At 69.7% G+C, this 23,157-nt stretch carries 18 protein-coding genes and 1 pseudogene; 11 read left to right on the top strand and 8 right to left on the bottom strand.

The genetic code is table 11. The features are described from left to right. The first annotated feature begins 13 nt into the window (after positions 1–13). Positions 14–3,304 (top strand): error-prone DNA polymerase, encoded by a 3,291-nt coding sequence (locus tag ACEL92_RS22015; RefSeq protein WP_374022742.1) that lies wholly within the window; start codon positions 14–16, stop codon positions 3,302–3,304. Positions 3,305–3,313: 9 nt separating this feature from the next. Here ACEL92_RS22015 and ACEL92_RS22010 read toward each other — a convergent pair whose 3' ends face one another. After that, positions 3,314–3,724: a TIGR03667 family PPOX class F420-dependent oxidoreductase gene (locus tag ACEL92_RS22010; RefSeq protein ID WP_374022741.1), complete on the bottom strand. Its 411-nt coding sequence runs from the start codon at positions 3,722–3,724 to the stop codon at positions 3,314–3,316. 22 nt (positions 3,725–3,746) lie between these two features. Between ACEL92_RS22010 and ACEL92_RS22005 the strand changes: the two genes are divergently transcribed. Then, positions 3,747–4,391, top strand: a complete 645-nt coding sequence (locus ACEL92_RS22005) for a nitroreductase family protein (RefSeq protein WP_374022740.1) — start codon at positions 3,747–3,749, stop codon at positions 4,389–4,391. Here the strand turns inward: ACEL92_RS22005 and ACEL92_RS22000 are convergent, their stop codons facing one another. Both ACEL92_RS22000 and ACEL92_RS21995 read right to left on the bottom strand, forming a co-directional pair. Next, on the bottom strand, positions 4,392–4,718 hold the full coding sequence (locus tag ACEL92_RS22000; protein WP_374022739.1) for a YciI family protein: 327 nt from the start codon (positions 4,716–4,718) through the stop codon (positions 4,392–4,394). A 36-nt stretch (positions 4,719–4,754) separates the two neighbouring features. Continuing rightward, positions 4,755–5,219 carry a tRNA (cytidine(34)-2'-O)-methyltransferase gene (locus ACEL92_RS21995; RefSeq protein ID WP_374022738.1) on the bottom strand — a complete coding sequence of 155 codons (465 nt, stop codon included), beginning with the start codon at positions 5,217–5,219 and terminating at the stop codon, positions 4,755–4,757. A 17-nt stretch (positions 5,220–5,236) separates the two neighbouring features. Here ACEL92_RS21995 and ACEL92_RS21990 point away from each other — a divergent pair, with 17 nt between their 5' ends. The 6 genes from ACEL92_RS21990 (at position 5,237) to ACEL92_RS21965 (ending at position 10,768) form a co-directional block, all read left to right on the top strand. Beyond that, entirely contained in the window at positions 5,237–5,842 is a 606-nt protein-coding gene (locus ACEL92_RS21990) for a trans-aconitate 2-methyltransferase (protein WP_374022737.1), read from the top strand. A gap of 235 nt (positions 5,843–6,077) precedes the next feature. Next, positions 6,078–8,855 carry an ATP-binding protein gene (locus ACEL92_RS21985; RefSeq protein ID WP_374022736.1) on the top strand — a complete coding sequence of 926 codons (2,778 nt, stop codon included), beginning with the start codon at positions 6,078–6,080 and terminating at the stop codon, positions 8,853–8,855. Then, complete coding sequence (locus ACEL92_RS21980) at positions 8,852–9,250, top strand: serine protease inhibitor (protein WP_067280579.1); 399 nt, start codon at positions 8,852–8,854, stop codon at positions 9,248–9,250. The genes ACEL92_RS21985 and ACEL92_RS21980 overlap by 4 nt, the downstream gene beginning before the upstream one ends. A 6-nt stretch (positions 9,251–9,256) precedes the next feature. Further along, positions 9,257–9,643: a DUF742 domain-containing protein gene (locus ACEL92_RS21975; protein ID WP_374022735.1), complete on the top strand. Its 387-nt coding sequence runs from the start codon at positions 9,257–9,259 to the stop codon at positions 9,641–9,643. Beyond that, entirely contained in the window at positions 9,624–10,220 is a 597-nt protein-coding gene (locus ACEL92_RS21970; RefSeq protein WP_374022734.1) for an ATP/GTP-binding protein, read from the top strand. The genes ACEL92_RS21975 and ACEL92_RS21970 overlap by 20 nt, the downstream gene beginning before the upstream one ends. Further along, positions 10,217–10,768 (top strand): pentapeptide repeat-containing protein, encoded by a 552-nt coding sequence (locus ACEL92_RS21965; protein WP_374022733.1) that lies wholly within the window; start codon positions 10,217–10,219, stop codon positions 10,766–10,768. The genes ACEL92_RS21970 and ACEL92_RS21965 overlap by 4 nt, the downstream gene beginning before the upstream one ends. Before the next feature lie 2 nt (positions 10,769–10,770). Here the strand turns inward: ACEL92_RS21965 and ACEL92_RS21960 are convergent, their stop codons facing one another. From ACEL92_RS21960 to ACEL92_RS21950, 3 genes are all read right to left on the bottom strand, one after another. Continuing rightward, complete coding sequence (locus ACEL92_RS21960; protein ID WP_374022732.1) at positions 10,771–13,332, bottom strand: ATP-binding cassette domain-containing protein; 2,562 nt, start codon at positions 13,330–13,332, stop codon at positions 10,771–10,773. 1 nt (position 13,333) lies between these two features. After that, positions 13,334–15,976, bottom strand: coding sequence for an FHA domain-containing protein (locus ACEL92_RS21955; RefSeq protein WP_374022731.1), 2,643 nt, complete (start codon positions 15,974–15,976; stop codon positions 13,334–13,336). A gap of 70 nt (positions 15,977–16,046) precedes the next feature. Beyond that, complete coding sequence (locus ACEL92_RS21950) at positions 16,047–17,255, bottom strand: NADH:flavin oxidoreductase (RefSeq protein ID WP_374022730.1); 1,209 nt, start codon at positions 17,253–17,255, stop codon at positions 16,047–16,049. A 251-nt stretch (positions 17,256–17,506) separates the two neighbouring features. On the opposite strand from ACEL92_RS21950, the gene ACEL92_RS21945 reads away from it, so the two are divergent. Both ACEL92_RS21945 and ACEL92_RS21940 read left to right on the top strand, forming a co-directional pair. Next, positions 17,507–18,352, top strand: coding sequence for a bifunctional methylenetetrahydrofolate dehydrogenase/methenyltetrahydrofolate cyclohydrolase (locus ACEL92_RS21945; protein WP_374022729.1), 846 nt, complete (start codon positions 17,507–17,509; stop codon positions 18,350–18,352). Further along, positions 18,349–18,630 (top strand): DUF3017 domain-containing protein, encoded by a 282-nt coding sequence (locus ACEL92_RS21940; protein ID WP_374022728.1) that lies wholly within the window; start codon positions 18,349–18,351, stop codon positions 18,628–18,630. The genes ACEL92_RS21945 and ACEL92_RS21940 overlap by 4 nt, the downstream gene beginning before the upstream one ends. A 7-nt stretch (positions 18,631–18,637) precedes the next feature. Here ACEL92_RS21940 and ACEL92_RS21935 read toward each other — a convergent pair whose 3' ends face one another. After that, positions 18,638–19,123 (bottom strand): DUF732 domain-containing protein, encoded by a 486-nt coding sequence (locus ACEL92_RS21935; RefSeq protein WP_374022727.1) that lies wholly within the window; start codon positions 19,121–19,123, stop codon positions 18,638–18,640. Between the two features lie 257 nt (positions 19,124–19,380). Between ACEL92_RS21935 and ACEL92_RS21930 the strand changes: the two genes are divergently transcribed. Next, entirely contained in the window at positions 19,381–20,847 is a 1,467-nt protein-coding gene (locus tag ACEL92_RS21930) for an FAD-binding protein (protein WP_374022726.1), read from the top strand. A 187-nt stretch (positions 20,848–21,034) separates the two neighbouring features. Here the strand turns inward: ACEL92_RS21930 and ACEL92_RS21925 are convergent. Beyond that, a pseudogene (locus ACEL92_RS21925) lies at positions 21,035–22,771 on the bottom strand (NAD-binding protein); the annotation flags it as partial. Positions 22,772–23,157 lie beyond the last annotated feature (386 nt).

Genomic DNA, 23,157 nt, shown 5'->3' with positions numbered 1-23,157 from the left:
GTGGTGGGCTGGTATGAGTTGGTTTAATGGCCCGCCGACCTGGGCGGAAATGGAGCGGGTGCTCGACAGCAAGCCGCGCCATGCCGGCGTGCCGGTGGTGCCCGGGGAGGACGCCCCCCTGTCGCCCAAGCGTGCAACCTACCGGCCACCGGATGGCGCCAGGGCGGCCCGCTCGTCCGTTCCCTATGCCGAACTGCACGCGCATTCGGCGTTCAGCTTCCTCGACGGGGCCAGCACGCCGGAGGAGCTGGTGGAGGAGGCTTCCCGGCTGGGCCTGCGCGCCCTGGCGCTCACCGACCACGACGGCCTGTACGGGGCCGTGCGGTTTGCCGAGGCGGCCGCCGAGCTCGAGCTGCGCACCGTGTTCGGCGCCGAACTGTCCTTGGGTCCCGGGGCCCGCACCGAGACGCCGGATCCGCCCGGCCCGCACCTGCTGGTGCTGGCCCGCGGCCCGGAAGGTTACCGCCGGCTGTCGCGGCAGCTGGCCGCGGCGCACCTGGCCGGCGGGGAGAAGGGCAAGCCGCGCTACGACTTCGACGCGCTGACCGAGGCCGCAGGTGGGCACTGGCACATCCTGACCGGGTGCCGCAAAGGCCATGTCCGACAGGCATTGTCGCAAGGGCCGGAGGCCGCGGGGCGGGCACTGGCCGACCTGGTGGACCGGTTCGGCGCGGACCGGGTCAGCGTCGAGTTGACCCACCACGGTCACCCGCTCGACGACGAACGCAACGCGGTGCTGGCCGGGTTGGCGCCCCGCTTCGGCGTCGGCGTGGTCGCCACCACCGGCGCGCATTTCGCGGGACCGCCGCGGCGCCGGTTGGCCATGGCCATGGGTGCCATTCGGGCGCGGCAGTCCCTGGACGCCGCCGCCGGATGGCTTGCGCCCCTGGGTGGTTCGCACCTGCGGTCCGGGGAGGAGATGGCCCGGCTGTTCGCGCAGGTGCCTTTTGGGGGCCCCGACGCGGTGAGCGCCGCCGCCGAGCTCGGCGAGCAATGCGCGTTCGGGCTGGCGCTGATCGCCCCGCAGCTGCCGCCCTTCGACGTGCCCACCGGGCACACCGAGGACAGCTGGCTGCGGCAGCTGACCATGGTGGGCGCGCGCGACCGCTACGGGCCGGCCGACGCCGCGCCGCGCGCGTACGCGCAGATCGAGCACGAACTGAAAGTCATTGAGCAGCTGACGTTTCCGGGCTACTTCCTGGTGGTGCACGACATCGCCCGGTTCTGCCGCCAGAACAACATTCTGTGTCAGGGCAGGGGATCGGCCGCCAACTCCGCGGTCTGCTATGCCCTCGGTGTCACCGCGGTGGACCCGGTGGCCAACGAGCTGCTGTTCGAGCGGTTTTTGTCGCCCGCCCGCGACGGACCGCCCGACATCGACATGGACATCGAGTCCGACCAGCGTGAGAAGGTCATTCAGTACGTCTACGACAAATACGGCCGCGACTACGCCGCCCAGGTCGCCAACGTCATCACCTACCGGGGCCGGATCGCGGTGCGGGACATGGCCCGCGCGCTGGGCTTCTCCCAGGGACAGCAGGACGCGTGGAGCAAGCAGATCAGCCACTGGAACGGGCTCGCCGATTCGCCCGACGTCGAGGGCATCCCCGAGCAGGTGGTCGACCTGGCCAACCAGATCCGGAACCTGCCGCGGCACATGGGCATTCACTCCGGCGGCATGGTGATTTGCGACCGCCCGATCGCCGACGTGTGCCCGGTGGAGTGGGCGCGCATGGAGAACCGCAGCGTGTTGCAGTGGGACAAGGACGACTGCGCAGCAATCGGTTTGGTGAAGTTCGATCTGCTCGGGCTGGGCATGCTCTCGGCGCTGCACTATGCCATCGACTTGGTGGCCGAGCACAAGGGGATCGAGGTGGACCTGGCCCGGCTCGACCTCTCCGAGCCGGCGGTGTACGAGATGCTGGCCCGCGCCGATTCCGTCGGCGTGTTCCAGGTGGAGTCGCGGGCCCAGATGGCCACCCTGCCCAGGCTGCGGCCGCGGATCTTCTACGACCTGGTGGTGGAGGTCGCGCTGATCCGCCCCGGGCCCATTCAGGGCGGGTCGGTGCATCCCTACATCCGGCGGCGCAACGGCCTCGACCCGATCGTCTACGACCACCCGTCCATGGAGCCGGCGCTGCGAAAGACGCTGGGAGTGCCGCTGTTTCAGGAACAGCTGATGCAGCTCGCGGTCGACTGCGCCGGGTTCTCCGCCGCTGAGGCCGACCAGTTGCGCCGCGCGATGGGCTCAAAGCGTTCGACCGAGCGCATGCGCCGGCTGCGCGGTCGGTTCTACGACGGCATGCGCGCGCTGCACGGCGCCCCGGACGAGGTGATCGACCGGACCTACGAAAAGCTGGAGGCGTTCGCCAATTTCGGCTTCCCGGAAAGCCATGCGCTGTCCTTCGCCTCGCTGGTGTTCTATTCGTCGTGGTTCAAGCTGCACCACCCGGCGGCCTTCTGCGCGGCGCTGCTGCGCGCGCAGCCGATGGGCTTCTATTCACCGCAGTCGCTGGTGGCCGACGCGCGCCGGCACGGCGTGACGGTGCACGGCCCGGACGTCAATGCCAGCCTGGCCCACGCCACCCTCGAGAACGCGGGGACCGAGGTCCGCCTCGGTCTGGGCGCCGTGCGTCACATCGGCGACGACCTCGCCGAGCGGCTGGTGGAGGAACGAAAAGCCAACGGCCCGTTCACCTCCCTGCTGGATTTGACCACCCGGCTGCAGCTGTCGGTGCCGCAGACCGAGGCGCTGGCGACGGCCGGGGCGCTCGGCTGCTTTTCCATGTCGCGGCGCGAGGCGCTGTGGGCGGCCGGGGCGGCCGCCACCCAACGCCCGGACCGCCTGCCCGGCGTCGGCTCGTCGTCACACGTCCCCGCGCTGCCCGGGATGAGCGAGCTGGAACTGGCCGCCGCCGACGTATGGGCCACCGGCGTGTCCCCGGACAGCTATCCCACGCAGTTTCTGCGGGCGGACCTGGATGCGATGGGGGTAGTGCCCGCCGAGAAGCTGCTTAGCGTGCCCGACGGCGACCGGGTGCTGATCGCCGGCGCGGTGACCCACCGCCAGCGGCCCGGAACGGCGCAGGGGGTGACCTTTCTCAACCTCGAGGACGAGACCGGGATGGTCAACGTGCTGTGCACACCGGCGGTGTGGGCGCGGCACCGCAAGCTGGCCAACTCCGCGCCGGCGATGCTGGTGCGGGGACAGGTCCAAAACGCCAGCGGCGCAGTCACCGTCGTCGCCGAGCGGCTGGGCCGCATCACCCTGGCGGTCGGCTCGAAATCGCGCGACTTCCGGTGATGGGTCACGCTACGCGGTCGGCGTCGTCCACACCTTCGTCGGCGTGATCCTCAGCCGGGTGCTGTAACTCGCCATCGCCTCGGCAAGGCCGAATTTCGCGGCGAGGTCCTCGTACTTGGCCCAGTACGGGCCGTCATCACGACAGTCGACGTCCGTCGCGTCCACCGCCGCGATGCCGCCGATGACGACGATTCCGCCGCCGTTGCCGTCGGAATCCAGGGTCAGGCTCACCTCGGGGTGCGCCTTGATGTGGCCGACCTTGGCGGCCTGCGGCATGGAATAGACCGTTAGGCCGGCGCCGTCAAAGTGAAACCAGATCAGCCGCGGCACCGGCAGCCCGGACTTGGCCACCGTGGTCAGCCAGCCGTAATAGTCCGATTTCAGCCGCTCGGAAACTTCTTGTGTCAGTTCGACGCTCATAGCGCAACGGTAGTCTCCAACCATGACCCTCAACCTGTCCTTCGACGAAGTCCTCACCACCACCCGTTCGGTCCGCAAACGCCTGGACTTCGACAAGCCGGTCGGCCGCGAGGTACTGATGGAATGCCTCGACCTGGCGCTGCAGGCGCCCACCGGATCCAATTCGCAGGGCTGGCAGTGGGTGTTCGTCGAGGACGCGGACAAGAAGAAGGCGATCGGCGACGTCTACCTGAAAAACGCGCGGGCCTACCTGAGCTCGCCCGCTCCCGAATACGCCGAGGGGGACACCCGCGGGGAGCGGATGGACAAGGTGCGCGACTCCGCGACCTACCTCGCCGAGCACATGCACGAGGCGCCGGTGTTGTTGATTCCCTGCATCTTTGGCCGCGAGGACAAGCAGCCGCTGGGTGGCGTGTCGTTCTGGGCGTCGCTGTTCCCGGCGGTGTGGAGCTTCTGCCTGGCGCTGCGGTCCCGCGGGCTGGGGTCGTGCTGGACGACGCTGCACCTGCTCGGCGACGGCGAGAAACAGGTCGCCGACGTGGTGGGCATCCCGTACGACAAGTACAGCCAGGGCGGCCTGTTCCCCATCGCCTACACCAAGGGCACCGACTTTCGTCCGGCCAAGCGGCTGCCCGCCGAGCAGCTCACCCACTGGAACACCTGGTAATCAGGCCTGAAGGGGCCAAACCTCGACGACGCCGTGCGCGACCGCGCACGGCGTCTGACTCACCCGCTCAACCGCCGCGTCCAGATCCTCGGCCTCGAACACGGCGAACCCCGCGATCGGCAGCTGTGACCGAAGGAACGGGCCCGGCTCGGTGCGTACGCCCGCGCCGTCCGGGTTGCGCACCTGGACGGGGTCGCCCGCCCGGCCGACGAGCGCGCCGGCCGCGCTGAGTTCGTCGTCACGGGCGTGCGCCGCTTGCTTGCGGTCGTCGGCCAGCCGGTGGTAGCCGGCCTCTTCGCCGTAACCGATCGTGATGAAGGTAGGCATACCGATGCTGACTCCCGGCGAACCTGAAACTCACCGCTACACGGCGCCCGGATAGCCGTGCTGCCGCCAGGCTTCGTAGACGGCGACGGCGGCGGCGTTAGACAGGTTCAGCGAGCGCCGGCCCGCCAGCATCGGGATGCGCACCTGCTCGGTGATGTGCTCGTCGGCCAGCGTCGCCGCGTCCAGCCCGGTCGGTTCGGGACCGAACAACAGCACGTCGCCCGGCCCGTAGCGGACTTCGGCGAACGAGGTGGGCGCGTGCGAGGTGAACGCGATCACCCGTTCGGGCGACAGCGCTTCCCACGCGGCCGGCAGCGACGGATGCACGGTGACCGACGCCAGGTCGTGATAGTCCAGCCCGGCCCGCCGCAGTTTGGGCTCGGACAGGTCGAAGCCCATCGGCTCGACCAGGTGCAGTTCGCATCCGGTGGCCGCCGCCGTCCGGATGGCGTTGCCCGTGTTGGGGGCGATGCGCGGGGAGAAAAACATCAGCTTGAACACAACGCGATAATGGTCGCATGGTCGAGCAGAGCCTCTGGATGCAGAAAGTCGCTGCCGATCCCGGGCATTCGCACTGGTACATCGAGCGGTTCCGCGCCATGGCCCGCGCCGGTGACGACCTGGCCGGCGAGGCGCGCTTCGTGGATGCGATGTCGCCCCGCGGCGCCCGCATCCTCGACGCCGGCTGCGGTCCGGGCCGGCTGGGCGGCTACCTGGCCGCCGCCGGTCACCAGGTTGTCGGCGTCGACGTCGACCCGGCGCTGATCGAAGCGGCCCAGCAGGATCATCCCGGGCCGCGTTGGCTCGTCGGCGACCTCGCCGAGCTCGACCTGCCCGCCCGCGGCGTCACCGAGCCGTTCGACGTGATCGTGTCGGCCGGCAACGTGATGACTTTCCTGGCGCCGAGCACCCGGCGCCGGGTGCTGGGTCGGTTCCGGGCCCACCTCAAGGACAACGGTCGCGCAGCGATCGGCTTCGGCGCGGGCCGCGACTACGCGTTCGCCGAGTTCCTCGACGACGCGGCCGCCGCGGGGCTCGAGCCCGATCTGCTGCTGTCCACCTGGGACCTGCGCCCGTTCACCGATGACTCGGATTTCCTGGTCGCCGTCCTCCGCCGCGCGTAACGAGGGTTTGCCAGGATCGCCGGCCTCCGCGCGAACCCACCTTGGAGGGCCCTGTCTGCTCAGTACGGATTCTGGTGACCTGGCTCTCGGGCTGTCATACTCGTCGGATTGCCACGTTGACGCGCTCGCGCCCATCTGGCGTGGCACGGGTGGATAAAGCAGGAAGTCTCATGAGCCTCTCGTTTTCTCGAGCGCTGAGCATCAGCGCAGCGGCCGGTCGCGCGGCCGAGCCGACGTGACCATGTTCGCCCGCCCGGCCACCCCCGCCGAGGCGGTCTCCGAGTCCGCGCAGCCCCGCGCCGCCGAGGGGGCACCGGCCAAACGTCCACCTACCTGGTCGCCGGCCAACTGGCCGGTCCGCTGGAAGGTCCTGGCGATTGTGCTGGTGCCACTGGTGCTGGCGACGGTGTTCGGGGGGCTGCGCATCCAGGGCGCGATGGCGAACTCCGGCGGACTGCGGCTGGCCGCCGCCCGCGCCGACCTGGTCCCGGTGATCACCAAGTACATGTCGGCCCTCGACGTCGCCCTGCTGGCGGGCAGCACCGGGCGCGACGTGGAGGGCGCGAAGAAGAACTTCGAGGCCCGCAAATACGAACTGGACACCCGGCTGCGCGACACCGACGTGACCCCCGAGGTGCGGTCCGGCGTGGCCAACCTGCTCGACGGCGGTCAGATGCTGGTGAGCAAGGTGGCCGACAACGGCCTCGGTTTGCGGGAGCGGGTGACCCTCTACGCGCCGATCCTGTTGACGGCCGAGGACGTCATCAACGCGTCGGTCCGCGTCGACGACGAGAAGATCCGCGCCCAGACCCAGGGCCTCAGCCGGGCGGTCGGGGCCCGCGGGCAGATGACGATGCAGAAAATTCTCGTCACCCGGGGCGCCGACTTGCCCGAGCCGCAATTGCGGACCTCGATGATCACCCTGGCCGGGACCGAGCCGTCGACGCTGTTCGGGATGAGCGAGGTCCTCGGCGCCGGCTCGCCCGAGGCCAAGACGCTGCAGCAGCAGCTGGTCACCCGGATGGCGATCATGTCCGACCCCGCCAGCGTGCTCGTCGACAACGCCGACCTGCTGCGCTCGATACAGACCACCGACGACATCGCCGACCAGATCATCAAGGACGCCACCGCCTCGGTGACCAAATCCGTGCACGCCCAGGCCGCCGACCGGCGCAACGCCGCCATCATCGACACCGTCCTGGTGCTGTCCGCCATCGTGATCGCGCTGGTCGTGGTGCTGCTGGTGGCGCGCGCGCTGGTGCGGCCGCTGCGGGTCCTGCGTGACGGCGCCCTCAAGGTTGCCCACACCGACCTCGAGGAGGAGATCGCCCGGGTCAAGGCCGGCGGCGCCGAGCCGACGCCCGAGCCGCTGCCGGTGTACACCACCGAGGAGATCGGCCAGGTCGCCCACGCGGTCGACGAGCTGCACACCCAGGCCCTGTTGCTCGCCGGTGACGAGGCCCGGTTGCGGCTGCTGGTCAACGACATGTTCGAGACCATGTCGCGGCGCAGCCGCTCGCTGGTCGACCAGCAGCTGTCACTCATCGACCGGCTGGAGCGCGACGAGGAGGACCCCGAGCGCCTGGACAGCCTGTTTCGGCTGGATCATCTCGCCGCCCGGCTGCGCCGCAACAGCGCCAACCTGTTGGTGCTGGCCGGGGCGCAGCTCGCCCGCGACCAGCGCGACCCGGTGCCGCTGTCGACGGTGCTGGGCGCCGCGGTGTCCGAGGTCGAGGACTACCGCCGCGTCGAGATCGCCGAGCTGCCCGACAACAGCACCCTGATCGGCGCGGCCGCGGGCGGCGCCATCCACCTGTTCGCCGAGCTGATCGACAACGCCCTGCGCTATTCGCCGCCCGCGACGCCGGTGCGGGTTTCGGCGGCCCGCGGCGGCTCGGATCCTCAAGGCGGAGTCGTGGTACGGATCGCCGACTCCGGCCTGGGCATGAACGACGCCGATCGGCGCATCGCCAACATGCGGCTGCAGGCCGGCGGCGAGGTCAGCCCCGGCAACGCCCGCCACATGGGCCTGTTCGTGGTCGGCCGGATCGCGGCCCAGCACGGCATCCGGGTGGGGCTGCGCGGCCCGGCGGCCAACGAGACGGGCTCCGGCACCACCGCCGAGATCTACCTGCCGCCAACGATTCTCGAGGGCTCGGCCCCGCAGGCCCGAGTCGCCCGGATCCGGGCGGTCTCATCGCCCAGCGCGCAGCTCGCCGCCGCGCTTGCCGCGCCCGAGGAGGAACGCCGGCCCGAGCCGGCGGCCCAAAACGCCCACGCCGCGGAGCCCGCCCCGCCGGTGACGCTGCTACCGCGCCGCAATCCCGGGTCGAGCGGCATCACCGAGGTGCCCGCCGAACCCGCCGATCCGCTGCCGCAGCGGCAGCGGCGCGAACTGCCCACCCCGTGGTGGGAAAGCGGGACCCCGGCCGCACCGAGCGCCCCGGAACCGAAACCTGAGCCGAAACCCGTCCGGGCTTCGGACACGTCGGCGTTCTTCGCCGCACGGTCGCGGCAGCCCGACGAGACGGTCGACAAGACGGCCGACGAACCGCCTGCCCCGAGCGCGCCCGGACCGTCGATCCCGGCCGCTCCGAAGAGCGCGACGCCGGCCGACGACGACGTCATCTACCGGCGGATGCTGTCGGAGATGCTCGGCGACCCGCACGACCTCGTCAACAGCCCCGACCTGGACTGGCAGTCGGTGTGGGACCGCGGCTGGACGCTGGCCGCGGCGGCCGAGGACAAGCCCGTCGAGTCGCGCACCGCCGAGCACGGGCTGCCGGTCCGCACGCCCGGCGCCCGGCTGGTGCCCGGCGCGGCCAACGGGACGGCCGGGGCCGACGACGAGGGCCAAGAACCCAACGGCGGCCTGCACTCCCACCGCGAACCGCAGCACGCGGCCGCCGCGCGCGACCCCGAGGCGGTGCGCGCCTCGTTCAGTAGCCACTTCGGCGGCGTGCGCACCGGCCGGTCGCACGCCCGCGACACCCAGGGGCCCGATCAGGAATGACCGCACCCGCTAATTCCCTGGACTGGCTGGTCACGCGGTTCGCCCGCGAGGTCCCCGGCGTGGCGCACGCGCTGCTGGTCTCCGTCGACGGTCTGCCCATCGCGGCCAGCGAGCACCTCCCGCGCGAGCGCGCCGACCAGCTCGCCGCGGTGGCCTCCGGGCTGGCCAGCCTCGCGACCGGCGCCGCGCAGCTGTTCGAGGGCGGCCAGGTGCTGCAGTCGGTGGTGGAAATGCAGAACGGCTACCTACTGCTGATGCGCGTCGGCGACGGCTCGCACCTGGCGACGCTGGCCGCGACGTCGTGTGACATCGGTCAAATCGGTTACGAGATGGCCATCCTGGTCGAACGGGTCGGGGGCGTGGTGCAGTCCACCCGCCGGTCCGGCGTCTCGTGAGCGGCGATGGACGAACGCGAGCCCCGGCACCTTGCTGAGCCGACCGCACGTCGAGGGAACCTGGTCCGCCCGTACACCCTGACGTCGGGGCGGACCGACACCGACGTCGACCTTCCGGTGGAGGCGCCGATCCAGACGTTGCATGCCGGGCTGGCTCACCGCTGGGCTCCCGACGACGCGAAAGGCAAGATCATCCACCTGTGCGTCGGCAGCCCGTCGGTCGCCGAGATCTCGGCCCGGCTGGATCTGCCCCTCGGTGTCACGCGCGTCCTGGTCGGCGATCTGGTCTTGTCCGGCTACCTTCGGGTGCATACGACGTTGTCCGAGCGTTCGACCAGGGATGAGCGCCACGAACTGATAGGAAGGACGCTGCGTGGCCTTAAGGCACTCTGAGGCGCAGTCCGAGGTGTATTCCGATTCCGCCCACGCCTCGACGAAGATCGTCATCGCCGGCGGATTCGGTGCCGGCAAGACGACCTTCGTCGGCGCGGTGTCGGAGATCATGCCGTTGCGCACCGAGGCGATGCTCACCGACGCCTCCACCGCCGTCGACGCGCTGGAGGCCACCCCGGACAAGCGGACCACCACCGTCGCGATGGACTTCGGCCGGATCACGCTGGACGAGGACCTGGTGCTCTACCTGTTCGGCACGCCGGGCCAACGCCGGTTCTGGTTCATGTGGGACGACCTGGTGCGCGGCGCCATCGGGGCGATCGTGCTGGTGGACTGCCGGCGGCTGGAGGACAGCTTCGCCGCGGTCGACTTCTTCGAGCACCGCAACCTGCCGTTCCTGATCGCGGTCAACGAGTTCGACGGCGCCCCGCGCTACCCGGTCGCGGAGGTGCGCGAGGCGCTCACCCTGCCCGCGCACATCCCGGTGATCACGGTCGACGCCCGGGATCGCCGGTCGGCGACCGACGCCCTGATCGCCGTCAGCGAATACGCACTGGCCAGCCTGACGGCCAATTGACCGAGCGGTGGGCCGATCGCCACTTCGAGGGCCACGACTTTACCGACGAGGACCTGAGCCGGCTGGACACCGAACGGACCGTGTTCGACGGATGCGACTTCAGCGGCGCCAACCTGGCCGAGTCCCGGCACCGCGGGTCGGCGTTCCGCAACTGCACCTTCCGGCGAACCTCGTTGTGGCACAGTACTTTCGCGCAGTGCAGCATGCTGGGCTCGGTGTTCGTGCAGTGCCGGATGCGGCCGATCTCCTTTGACGAGGTCGACTTCACGCTGGCGGTGTTGGGGGGTAACGACCTGCGGGGCGTCGACCTGAGTGGCTGCCGGCTGCGGGAGGCCAGCCTGGTGGAGGCCGACCTGCGCAACGCGGTGCTACGCGGCGCCGACCTGTCCGGCGCGCGGGCGACGGCAGCCCGGCTGGACGACGCCGACCTGCGCGGCGCGACGGTGGATCCCGCGTTGTGGCGGACCGCCTCGCTGACGGGTGCCCGCGTCGACGTGGGGCAGGCGGTGGCCTTCGCGGCCGCTCAGGGCCTGCGCCTGGACGGCTGAAGTCACTGTTTGAGCCGGATGCGCCAGCGCACCACGGTGGCGTAGCTGACCGACAGCAGCGCGAGCATGCCCATGTCGAACAGCCAGGTGCCCGACGTGTGCTGGAAGTGGCTGTCCCGCGGGCTCTGCGGGCCGGGGGCCACGGTCCACAGGTCGACCGTCGACGCCTGCGCGGCGTATCCCCACCGCGAGGGCACCGCCCAGGACAGCTGGTCGAGGAAGATCCGGTTGGTGACCGGCACCATCCCGCCGGACAGCACCATCTGCATCATCAGCGACACCACCAGCAGCGGCATGATCTGCTCGTTGGAGCGCGCCAGCGCCGACAGCAACAGGCCCAGCATCGCCGCGGCCACGCACGTGGCGGCGACGGCGACGAACAGCTCGAGGGTCGCGTTGCCGAGCAGGACGGCCGGCCGCTTCGGCGGCCCCTTGCCCACCACCACGATCGCCGTCGCGACCGCCGCTTGGACGACGGCGAACACGCAGAACACCGCGATCTTGGCCAGCAGGTACGCGGTGGTCGACAGCCCGACCGCCTGCTCGCGCCGGAAGATCGGGCGCTCGCCGATCAGGTCGCGGATGGTCAGCGCGGTACCCATGAACGCCGCGGCCATGGTGAGCAGGGTCAGGATCGTCCCGGCCTCGCCGGCCGACTCGCTGGTCGGATCGGCGTAGCCGAAACCGGTGTGGCCGGGGACGGTCAGCGACAGAGCGCCCATCACGAATGGCAGCAGCGCCAGGAAGACGAAGTAGGCGCGGTCGGCGACCACCAGACGGACCTGCCGGCGGGCGATGGTGGAGAACTGGTGGCGCATGCTGGTGCGCGGCGGGACGCCGAGGTCGGCGGGCGCCTCGGTCTGCGCCGGCGGCGGCGGTTTGTTCTGCGCCAGGAAGCGGCGGTTGGCTTCGTCGGGGTCGGCGCCGACCTTCGCGAAGATCTGGGCCCAGTTGGTGGTCCCCATGGCCGCCCCGATCTGGTCGGGCGGCCCGAGGAAGGCGGTCTTTCCGCCGGGCGCCATCAGCAGCACCTGGTCGCAGACGTCGAGGTAGGTCAGGGAGTGGGTGACCACCAGCACCACCCGGCCGGCGTCGGCGAGCTGGCGCAGCATCGTCATGACCTGCAGGTCCAGGGCCGGGTCCAGGCCGGAGGTCGGCTCGTCGAGGATCAGCAGCGACGGCCCGGTGAGTAGCTCGAGTGCCACCGAGGCGCGCTTGCGCTGCCCGCCCGACAACTTGTCCACCCGGGTATCCGCGTGCTGGGTCAGCCCCAGCTCGTCGAGCACCTGCGCGACGACCTGTTCGCGGTCGGCCTTGCTGGTGTCGGGCGGCAGCCGCAGTTCCGCCGCGTAACCCAGCGCCTGGTTGACCGTGAGCTGGCGGTGCACCACGTCGTCCTGGGGCACCATCCCGATCCGGGTGCGCAGCGACGCGTACTCGGTGTGGATGTTGTGGCCCTCGAAGGTGACCACGCCGGAGGTCGGCGTCGCGTAGCCGGCGATCAGCCGCGACAACGTGGTCTTGCCCGCGCCGGACCCGCCGATGAGGGCGGTCAGCGTGCCCGGGCGGGCCGTGAGCGTGATCTTCTCGAGCAGGTTCTTGCCGTTGACGCTGAAGTCGACGCCGTGCACTTCCAGGCCACCGGTGCGCGCCGCGGCCTCCTGGCGGCGAACCAGGATGGCGCCGGACAGCACCAGGTCGACGTTGCCGATGGTCACCACGTCGCCCTCGGACAGCACGGCGGACGCGACCTTGACCCCGTTGACGAAGGTGCCGTTGCTGCTGTTGGCGTCGCGGATCTCGGGGCCCGCCGGGGTCGGGGTGAGAAACGCGTGATGGCGCGACGCCAGCACGTCGTGGATGACGATGTCGTTGTCGAGCGCCCGCCCGATCCAGGCGGCGCGCCCCGGCCGCTCTGTCGGGCGGTGGGAATCCGGGCCCACGGTCTTCACCCGCGTGGTGGGGAACTCCGCCACCTGGCCGCTCACGCCGATCCGGGTGGGCGGATTGGTGTCGGGCGGCCCGCCCGACTGTGGCACCGATCGGGTGGCGGCGTCCGGTCGGACGATCGGGACCGCGGTGGTGCGCTGGGGGCCCGCCCAGGGGCGTGGGCGCAGCGGCCGAGCCGGGCGTTGCCCCGGCGGGGCCTGACGCCGGAACCCGGTCGACGGCGCGGGCGCCGGCTGGGCGTCCATGGGCGGCGTGATCACCGGGATCGACTCCGTGGTGGGCGGAAGCATGCCCACGCTGCCGGTGTGGTGGCCGATCTCGAAGGTGATCCGGGGCCCGTCGGGTTTGCCGATATTGATGGTCTGGCCGTCTTCGATGTCGACCAGCGGCACCCGCTGGCCGTTGAGGAAGACCCCGTTGAGCGAATTGTTGTCCAGCGCAATCCATTTGCCGCGATCGAAGCGCAGCAGCAGGTGCGAGCGGGCGATCAGCGGGTGTGCCACCCGCAGGTCCGCCCGCAGGTCGCTGCCGACGACCACGTCGCGCCCGGCCGCGAAGCTGCCCTTCGATCGGTCGGATCGAACAGTCAGGACGGGCTCGGCGGCTTGGGTCATCTCAGCGTTTCAGGCGGATGTGCCACCGGACGAAGCCGGTGTAGGCGATGGACAGGAACGCCAGCATCGCCATGTCGAACACGAAGATGTGCTTGGAGTGCTGCCAGATCGGATCGTTGGTCGGGATCTGTTTGACCTTCACCAGCGACGGAAAGTCGATCGACGAGGCGCCGGCGGCGTAGCCCCATCGCGCCGGCGTCAGCCAGGCGAGCTCCTCGAGGCCGAAGCGCTGGTAGACGGGGATCATGCCGCTGGAGAACACCAGCTGCGACATGATCGACACCACGAGCAGCGGCATGATCTGTTCGTTGGACTGCGCGCAGGCGGACAACAGCAAGCCCAGCATCGCCGAAGCCACACAGGTCCCGGCGACGGTGACGAACAGCGAGAAGGTGGAGTTCCCGAAGAAGGGCGGGTGCGCCGTCGGCGCGCCCTTGCCCAGCCGCACGATGATGGTCGCGATCGCCGCCTGCAGCGTCGCGAAGACGCAGAACACGGCGATCTTGGCCAGCAGGTAGGCCGTGGTGGACAGGCCGACGGCCTGCTCGCGCCGGAAGATCGGGCGCTCGCCGATCAGGTCGCGGATGGTCAGCGCGGTGCCCATGAAGACGGCGCCGATGTTCAACAGCACCATGATGTATTGCGGCTGCGTGGGCGCCGGCCCGAGCGGGTCCGCCGGCCCGAGGCCGGGATGGGGCCCCTTCACCGTCAGCGACAACGCCCCGATGAGGAACGGCAGGATCGCCAGGAAGATCGTGTAGCCGCGGTCGGATACGACGAGGCGGACCTGGCGGCGGGCGATCGTGGACAGCTGCCGCCACAGGTCCGTCTTCGGCGGCTCGCCCAGGTCGGCGGGGCTTTGCGGGGTGGGCGGCCGCGACGACTGCTGGTCGCGCTCCTTGAAGCGGCGATTGGCCTCGTCGGGGTCGGCGCCGACCTTGGCGAAGATGTCGGCCCAGTTGCGGGTGCCCATGGCCGCCTCGACCTGGTCGGGTGGGCCGCAGAAGGCCGTCTTGCCGCCCGGCGCGACCAGCAGGATCTGGTCGCAGACGTCCAGGTACGAGACCGAGTGGGTCACCACCAGCACGGTGCGGCCCGCGTCGGCGAGCTGGCGCAGCATCAGCATGACCTGTCGGTCCAGCGCCGGGTCCAGGCCGGAGGTCGGTTCGTCGAGGAGTAGCAGCGACGGCTGGGTGAGCAGCTCGAGGGCCACCGAGGCCCGCTTGCGCTGGCCGCCGGACAGTTTGTCCACCCGGGTCTCGGCGTGCTTGGTCATGTCCAGTTCCTCGAGCACCTGGGCGACGACCTGGGCGCGCTCGGCCTTGCTGGTGTCGGGTGGCAGCCGCAGCTCGGCGGCGTAATTGAGGGCCTGGTTGACGGTGAGCTGGCGGTGCACGACGTCGTCCTGCGGAACCATCCCGATCCTGCTGCGCATGGTCGCGTACTCGGCGTGGATGTCGTGACCCTCGAAGGTCACCGAGCCCGAGGTGGGGCTGGTGTAACCGACGATCACCCGCGACAGCGTGGTCTTGCCGGCGCCCGAGCCGCCGATGATGGCCGTCAGCGTGCCGGGCCGCGCGGTCAGCGAGATGTGGTCGAGCAGCTGCTTGTTCTGGTCGACGGTGTAGCAGACCGAGTTGACCTCCAGGCCGCCCGTGCGGGTCGCGGCCTCGGTGCGCCGAAGCAGCTCGCCGCGGGTGAACACCAGGTCGACGTTGCCGATGGTGACCACGTCGCCCTCGGTCAGCACGGCGGATCCGACCCGCACGCCGTTGACGAAGGTTCCGTTGACGCTGTGCGCGTCGCGGATCTCGGTGCCCAGCGGCGTCTGGGTCAGAAACGCGTGGTGGCGAGACGCCAGGACGTCCTGGATGACGACGTCGTTGTCGGTGGCCCGGCCGATCGTCAGCGCGCCGGAGGGCTTCTGGATCGCCCCGGACCGCGACGGCATGAGCGCCTGGAACATCTTCGTCGCGAGGTTGGCCACCTCGGGCGGCTTGGCGGCCGCGGGGCTCATCTCGGTCTGCGGCGACGCCACGCCGGCCAGCTGGGGGTGCGGCGGGAAGTTGGCCGGCGGGGGCGCGGCGGGCGGGGGAGCGGGTGCGCGCCCTGCGCCGGCGTACATCGGTTGGCCGGGCGGGGGGCCCGGACGCGGCCCCGGCGGGCCGGGATGCGGCCGCCGCGACGGCGCCGCCCAGTTCGGCGGGCGGCCAGCCGGCCCGGGCGGGGGGCCGGGCGGGCCTGCCGGCGCGGCCGACCACGCCGTCCCGGACGGGTGCGCCGCCACCGGGATGCCCATCGACTCGGTTTGCGGGGGGCGCCCGGCCATGCCTTGGTGCCGCCCGACCTCGAACACCAGCTGGGGCCCGTCGGGGTTCCCGATGTTGACGCACTGGCCGTCGTGGATGTCGACCACCGGCACCCGCCGGCCGTTCACGAAAGTGCCGTTAAGCGAACCGTTGTCGATCGCCAGCCACCGGCCCTGGTCGAAGCGCAGCAAGAGGTGCGCGCGGGAGATCAGTGGGTGGGTGATGCGCATGTCGGCGCGCAGGTCGCGCCCGACCACCACGTCGTGACCGGCGGCAAAGGTGCGTTCTGACCCGTCATAACGGACGGTCAAGACGGGCGGGGCTGGTGCACTCATCGAACCAACTGTATCGCGTGAAACCAAGGCCGCCCTGAGGCCCAAATGTGCGTTTGCGAGCCCGCTCTCGTCAGCGCGCTAGCAGATCGGGGGCGCCTGTGACCACGCACCGGGTGCGGGTGTAGATGGTGGCCATGCACTTGTTGCAGTGCGTGCACGCGGAATGCACGCTGTGCGCGGGGCCGTCGGCCGCGATCCGATTGATCAGGTCGGGTTCGGCCAGCAGCGCCCGGCCCATTGCGACGAATTGGAACCCTTCGGCCATCGCGAGGTCCATCGTTTCCCGGTTGGTGATGCCGCCGAGCAGGATCAGCGGCATCGTCAGCTCGGCGCGGAACAGCTTGGCGTGCCGCAACAAATAGGCCTCGCGGTAGGGGTACTCGCGCAGGAACTTCTTGCCGGTCATGCGCATGCCCCAACTCAGCGGCGGCTTGAACGCCCCGGCGAACTCCTTGAGCGGCGCGTCGCCGTGGAACAGGTACATCGGGTTCACCAGCGAGCTGCCCGCGGTGAGTTCGATCGCGTCCAGGCCGCCGTCGTCCTGCAGCCACTTGGCGGTGGTCAGCGATTCCTCGGTGGAGATGCCGCCGCGGACGCCGTCGGTCATGTTGAGCTTGGCGGTGACCGCTATGGGCGTGCCCTCCTTTTCCACCGCGCGGCGCACGGCCATGACGATGCCGCGGGCCACCTTCGCCCGGTTTTCCAGCGATCCGCCGAACTCGTCGGTGCGGCGGTTGATCAGCGGGGACAGGAACGAACTGGCCAAGTAGTTGTGGCCCAAATGGATTTCGACCGCGTCGAAGCCGGCCTCGATGGCCAGCCGCGCCGCGTTGGCGTGGCCCTCGATGACGTCGTTGATGTCCTCACGGCTCGCCTTCTTGGCGAACCGCATCCCGATCGGGTTGAAAAATCGCACCGGTGCGAGCGCCTTGGCCTTGTTGGTCTTGGCGTTGGCGACAGGACCGGCGTGGCCGATCTGCGCGCTCACCGCCGCGCCCTCGGCGTGGATCGCGTCGGTGAGCCGCCGGAATCCCGGCACCGCCTCCGGGCGCAGCCAGATCCCGTTGCCCTCGGTGCGGCCGCCGGGGGAGATGGCGCAATAGGCGACGGTCGTCATGCCCACGCCGCCCGCGGCGGGCAGGCGGTGGTATTCGATCAGGTCGTCGGTCACCAGGGTGTCAGGCGTGCGGGCCTCGAACGTCGCCGATTTGATGGTGCGGTTGCGCAGCGTGATCGGGCCGAGCTTGGCCGGGCTGAACACGTCCGGAGGGGTTGACATATCGGGAGCTTAATGGTGACCGCAAGCGCGGCGAAGCCGGGCGTGGCGGGTCACCATCATCGGGTACAGCGGTGACCGCAAGCGCGGCGAAGCCGGGCGTGGCGGGTCACCATCATCGGGTACAGCGGTGACCGCAAGCGCGGCGAAGCCGGGCGTGGCGGGTCACCATCATCGGGTACAGCGGTGACCGCAAGCGCGGCGAAGCCGGGCGTGGCGGGTCACCATCATCGGTGTCTGCCAGACTGTCAGGCGTGGGCGCAATCACACTGGACGGCAAGGCCACCCGCGACGAGATCTTCGTCGACCTCAAACAACGGGTCGCCGCGCTGACCGCGTCGGGCCGCACCCCCGGGCTGGGCACCATCCTGGTAGGTGACGATCCGGGGTCGCAGGCCTATGTCCGGGGCAAGCACGCGGACTGCGCCAAGGTGGGGATCACGTCGATCCGCCGGGACCTGCCCGCCGACATCAGTACCGCGACGCTGGACGAAACCATCGACGAGCTGAACGCGAACCCCGAGTGCACCGGCTACATCGTGCAGCTGCCGCTGCCGAAGCACCTCGACGAGAACGCGGCGCTGGAGCGGGTCGACCCGAACAAGGACGCCGACGGATTGCACCCGACCAACCTGGGCCGGTTGGTGCTAAGCGTTCCGGCGCCGCTGCCATGTACCGCCCGGGGGATCGTCCACCTGCTGCGCCGCTACGACGTCGAGATCGCGGGGGCGCATGTGGTGATCATCGGCCGCGGTGTGACGGTCGGCCGGCCGCTGGGGCTGCTGCTGACGCGCCGGTCCGAGAACGCAACAGTGACGTTGTGCCACACCGGAACTCGCGATCTGGCCGCGTATACCAGGCAGGCGGACATCGTGGTGGCCGCCGTGGGGGTGCCGCACATGCTGACCGCCGACATGGTGCGTCCGGGCGCCGCGGTCGTCGACGTGGGCGTCAGCCGCACCGAGAGTGGGTTGGTCGGCGACGTGCACCCCGACGTGTGGGAGGTCGCCGGACACGTGTCGCCGAACCCCGGTGGTGTCGGCCCGTTGACCCGGGCCTTCCTGCTGAGCAATGTCGTCGAGCTCGCCGAACGGGCATGAGCGCGCGGTCCGTCGTCAGGGCCCAGTGGCCAATCTTGCTGGTGGTCTTGACTTTTGCCGCCGCATTCGCGCTGGTGGGGGCCAACTTCTGGCGTCGCGGTTCGCTGCTCATCGGCATCGGCGTCGGCCTGGCGGCCGCGCTGCGGCTGGTTCTCCCCGATGAGCGGTCCGGCCTTCTGGTGGTGCGCAGCAAGGGAATTGATTTCGTCACCACCGCGACGGTCGCCGCGGCGATGGTCTACATCGCGTGGACCATCGACCCGCTGGGCACCGGTTAGAAACCGGTTAGATGCCCGGCACCGCCGGGATTTGCCGCGGCAGCCCGGGCACTTGCCCGGCCATTCCGGGCAGCTGCCCCGCCATCCCGGGCATGCCAGGCAGCTGCGGGACGGACAGATTGCCGCTGGCCAGGTTCGCCATCTGCTCCGGGCAGTAGGTCTGTATCGCGATCGTGGTGAATATCCGCGCCATGGCGGGTGACATGCCCCGGCCGGAGACGCTGGACGCCGCCGCGGCGAAGTTGCCGCCCGGCTGGGCGAGCATCGGGCAGATGGACTGACCCACGGACATCGCGTTTCCGGGTTCGCCGAAGTCGATGCCGGCGTGGTTGAGCGCGTCGATGAAGTTGTCGTCGGGGTTGTCGGCCCGCACCGGCGCGGCGAACGCCGACGCCGCGGTGAGCAGGACGGCGGCCGCGGCCAACAGGCGAACGGTAAGGGGCTGGTTCCGGAACAACCAGATCCAGCGGTTCGTTCGTGCCAGTGCCTTCATGCGGCCTCCCCCTCGGTCGTGGAGTGCGCCGTATGCACTCGAATCACGTTGTGAACTCTGCGCTATCACTGTCACGTTTGCGACACGGTGGGGTAAAGGTTCGCACAAATAAGCGTTTTGTGCCCCGGGGCGGTCGCGCCGTCGATTATTGGGCCCGGCCCATCGTCAAGCCGCTCGGCGGATCGATTCCACACTGTGATCTGACACGGGCGCGGGTGCCGCGCTTTTGCGTGAGAAATGTTCAAGAATCTCCGCACATGACGACTAATCGTAGCCGTCCCCTGGACCCGTCGTCGCAGCGCGGCATCTCGCGTCAGGCGTTTCTGCGCAGCGCCGTCGGAATGTTGGCCACCGGCGCGGTTTTGGGCACCGCCCGGGCTGCCGCCGATCCCCCGACCGGCTGGGGCGGCCTGGCGTCGTCGATCGGCGGCAGCGTCGTCCTGCCCGCCAACGGCGGCCAATTCTCCACCAGCAAAAAGGTTTTCAATTCGTTCTACGACAGTTCCACCCCCGCCGCGGTGGTCACGGTCTCGTCGCAGGCGGATGTGCAGAAGGCGATTGCGTTCGCGACGGCCAATAACCTCAAGATCGCTCCCCGCGGCGGTGGCCATTCCTACGTCGGTGCCTCCGCGGCGAACGGCACGATGGTGCTCGACTTGCGTGGGCTTCCCGGTGCCGCCAACTTCGACGGCAACAACCTCACCGTGACCCCCGCGACCACCCTGTATGCCATCCACCAGGCGTTGGCCGGGGCCGGGCGCGCGATACCGAGCGGCACCTGCCCGACCGTCGGCGTCGCGGGGCTCGCGCTCGGTGGCGGCATCGGGCCCGACACCCGGCACGCGGGCCTGACCTGCGACGCGCTGCAGTCCGCCACGGTGGTGTTGCCCAGCGGTGACGTGGTGACCGCCTCCGCCAACGACAACCCGGATCTGTTCTGGGCGCTTCGAGGGGGCGGCGGCGGCAACTTCGGCGTGACCACGTCGATGACGTTCTCCACCTTCGCCACCTCGGACAGCGACGTCGTGCGGCTCGACTTCCCGCCCGCGTCGGCCACTCAGGTGCTCGTCGGCTGGCAGTCGTGGCTCAACGGCGCGGACCGAAACACCTGGGGCATCGTGGATCTCATGATCGGCTCGGCCCCGAACTGCCACGTGCTGGCAACCTGCCCCGCGGGTGCGGGGTCCGGTGTGGTCGACGCGATCAAGTCCGCGGTGGGGGTGGCCCCGACCGCGGTTTCGAACAAGACGATGAACCGCACCGATCTGGTGATGTTCCTGGCCGGCGGGAGTTCCAACCCTCCGGCGCGCTCGTTCGTGGCCGGGTCGGACGTCATCGGTCCGGTGGATTCGGTTGCGGCGCACGCCATTGCCACCGCGATCGGGCAGTGGCCCGCGGGCGCCGGACAGGCGTCGGTCCTCGTCGACCCCCTCGGTGGCGCCGTCGCGGACGTCGCCGCCGGCGACACCGCGTTCCCATGGCGCAACCAGTCGGCCGTCCTACAGTGGTACGTCGAACCCACGGGCAGCCAGGTCGCGGCCGCGAACACCTGGCTGACCTCCGCACATCAAGCGGTGCAACAGATCTCGGTCGGGGGATACGTCAACTACCTGGAGGCCAACGCCGCCTCGGCGCGCTACTTCGGCTCGAACCTGTCACGGCTGACGACCGTCCGGCAGAAGTACGACCCGAACCGGATCATGTTCTCCGGGCTCAACTTTTAGCGGGTCAGCGACCGAGCGGATGATCGACCGGGTCGGAATCTCGTGCTTCGGTCGACGAACTCTTGAGTGTTTTGCGAAGTCAGTGGCTCGCTACACCGCGTCCCTCGCGGACCGGTTGGAGACGTCGAACGTTGTCTTCATTCGCCGTCTTCGCCTCGGTTGCCGGCTCTCCGCACGACTCGCATTCCCGGTCGGAGGGCGCATCGTCGGCAGCCGGCTGCGGTAGCGGCTGCCCTTTACGCAGGGTGGCGATGAGCTCTCGGTAGGGGCCGACCAGATAGACGGTGTCGCCGGCGCTGAGCCTGGCGTCGCGGCGCGGGTGCAGTCGAACCGGGGCGTCCTCTCGGGTAATCGCGATCACGCGAGTCTGCGTCGAGACTTCGAACATCTGCAGCCCGTCGAGTTCGCTACCGGCCTGCACATACATTCCTCCGACCAGAAACGATCGGTTGCCCACCGAGAACGTGCCGAGCACCTGCAGGCCCATCGCAGCGCCGATGAACCATGGCGCGGCAAGCTCGACCGTGGAGCGGACGTTTTCGAAGCCGAACCGCTGGGACACCGCGGACGCCAGATCGTGGTCGTAGACACGCAGGACGAGCGGGACCTTGCCCCACCGATTGCCGACGGGTGGCGCAGCAGAGCCCAAGACCTCGCGGACCACGATCCCCGTCTCGATGTTGACCATGTCGTCTCTGGTCAGCACCGCGACAGCGCGGGCCGTGTCGACCCGCGCCGCTTCCATCGTCTGACGCAACGTCGCGTCGCCGAAGATCACCGGTACGTCGAGCTCGGCCGTCGCGGAGAGGAATGGGTTGTTCGAGTCCCGCTCGATGACCGCGACGTCGTATCCGGCTTCGGTCAGGTCGGTGACGACCCGAACCCCAAGCGCGCTCAGCCCGACGACGATGATGTGGTTGCGCAGATGGCGCGCCCAGGGGCGCGCGGAGGACATCAGGAATCGCTGCGACAGCAGCACGTCGGCGATGAAGGCGACCAGGAGCGCGGTGGTGGTCACGCCGGCCAGCATCAGCACCGCGGCGTAGAGCCGCAGCCATGTCGGTTGCTTGGCGAAGCTGAAGTCGCCGTACCCCGTTGTCGTGATCGTTTCGTTGGTGAAATAGAACGCGTCGGTCCAGGACATCCCCGGGTGGGTGTAGGAAAAGTGCAGCAACGTAGTCGAGCCGATGACCAGGAAGATCAGGGCGAGGATCAAGGGGTAGAACGCGGGGTTGACTTCGTTGGGCAGGGCGCGGACGGCATAGAGGATGCGGCGCAATCGTGACTGGCGAGAACGCGTTCGGTCCTGACGCGGAATCTTGACGCCGCAGGCGGCGACCTCCTCGGCGGTACCGATCATCCAAGTCCCGTCGCCGGCGCTGACCCGGACGTCTCGGCCCGGGCATACCGTCACTTCGCCGGCATCGGAGGCGTCCTCGTTGCGGACCACCGCGACGGGGGCGAGGTCGCCGTAGATCTCCCGCAGCGATGCGTCGAACGGCGCTTCGGCGCCGAAGACGACGAATTCGATGCCGGCCACCTCGACGGGATGGGTGGTGCGCGCCAGGCAGGCCTCGACGACCGCCGAGGCCGCGAGATCGGCTACACCCAGGATCGCGTTCGGCCCCTCGTCGGCCGCGACCGCTTCACGTAGCACGTCATTGGCCACGCGCGCCACCACGCGAATGTTCGGGTTGGCTTTGCGCGCCAGCAACGCGATCTCCAGGTTGGTCGCGTCGTCGACACCTGCGCACACCACGGCTGAAGCCGTCGCGACTCCCGCTTTGGCGAGTTCGGTCTTCACGCGGGTGCCGGCCAGGTCGGCGTCCAGGAGCCTTGCGACGCGTGCCCCGGCTCTTCTCAGCTCTTCGACGATGATCGACGCCAGCGCGTCATCACCGCTGACGATGATGCACTGGTTCATGACTGTCCACCCCTCCGCAAAACACCGCTGCCTTTCCGTCGAACCTTGATTCGGCCTCAATACTTCCGGCGGGGCAGAGACGCGAAACCCGTGTGGCACAAGCGCTCATTTGCTGAAGCGGGTGTCACGCGCTACTCCAAGGAAATGGAGATCTAATTCAATGCTAACAGACAGATTCGCGGCGCGGCGAGCGTTGCCCATTGTGTCGCGCATAGAACGGACATCGGACGGGCGCAGATCTGCACAGCTAATATGCCGGAGCGCAACCAAACTCAGGCCATCCCAGAAATGCGGCTGTGCAACACCTTTGGTTTACCTGTGGATCTGCTGGTAAGCTCGCCACCCGGCCCCAATCAACCGTTGCGAGCCGAAGTGCCAGATGTAAC

The sequence above is a fragment of the Mycobacterium hainanense genome, assembly GCF_041890355.1.
GTDB lineage: Bacteria > Actinomycetota > Actinomycetes > Mycobacteriales > Mycobacteriaceae > Mycobacterium > Mycobacterium hainanense.
Note: the sequence above shows the minus strand (reverse complement) of the source record. Positions and strands in the feature narration are given on the sequence as shown.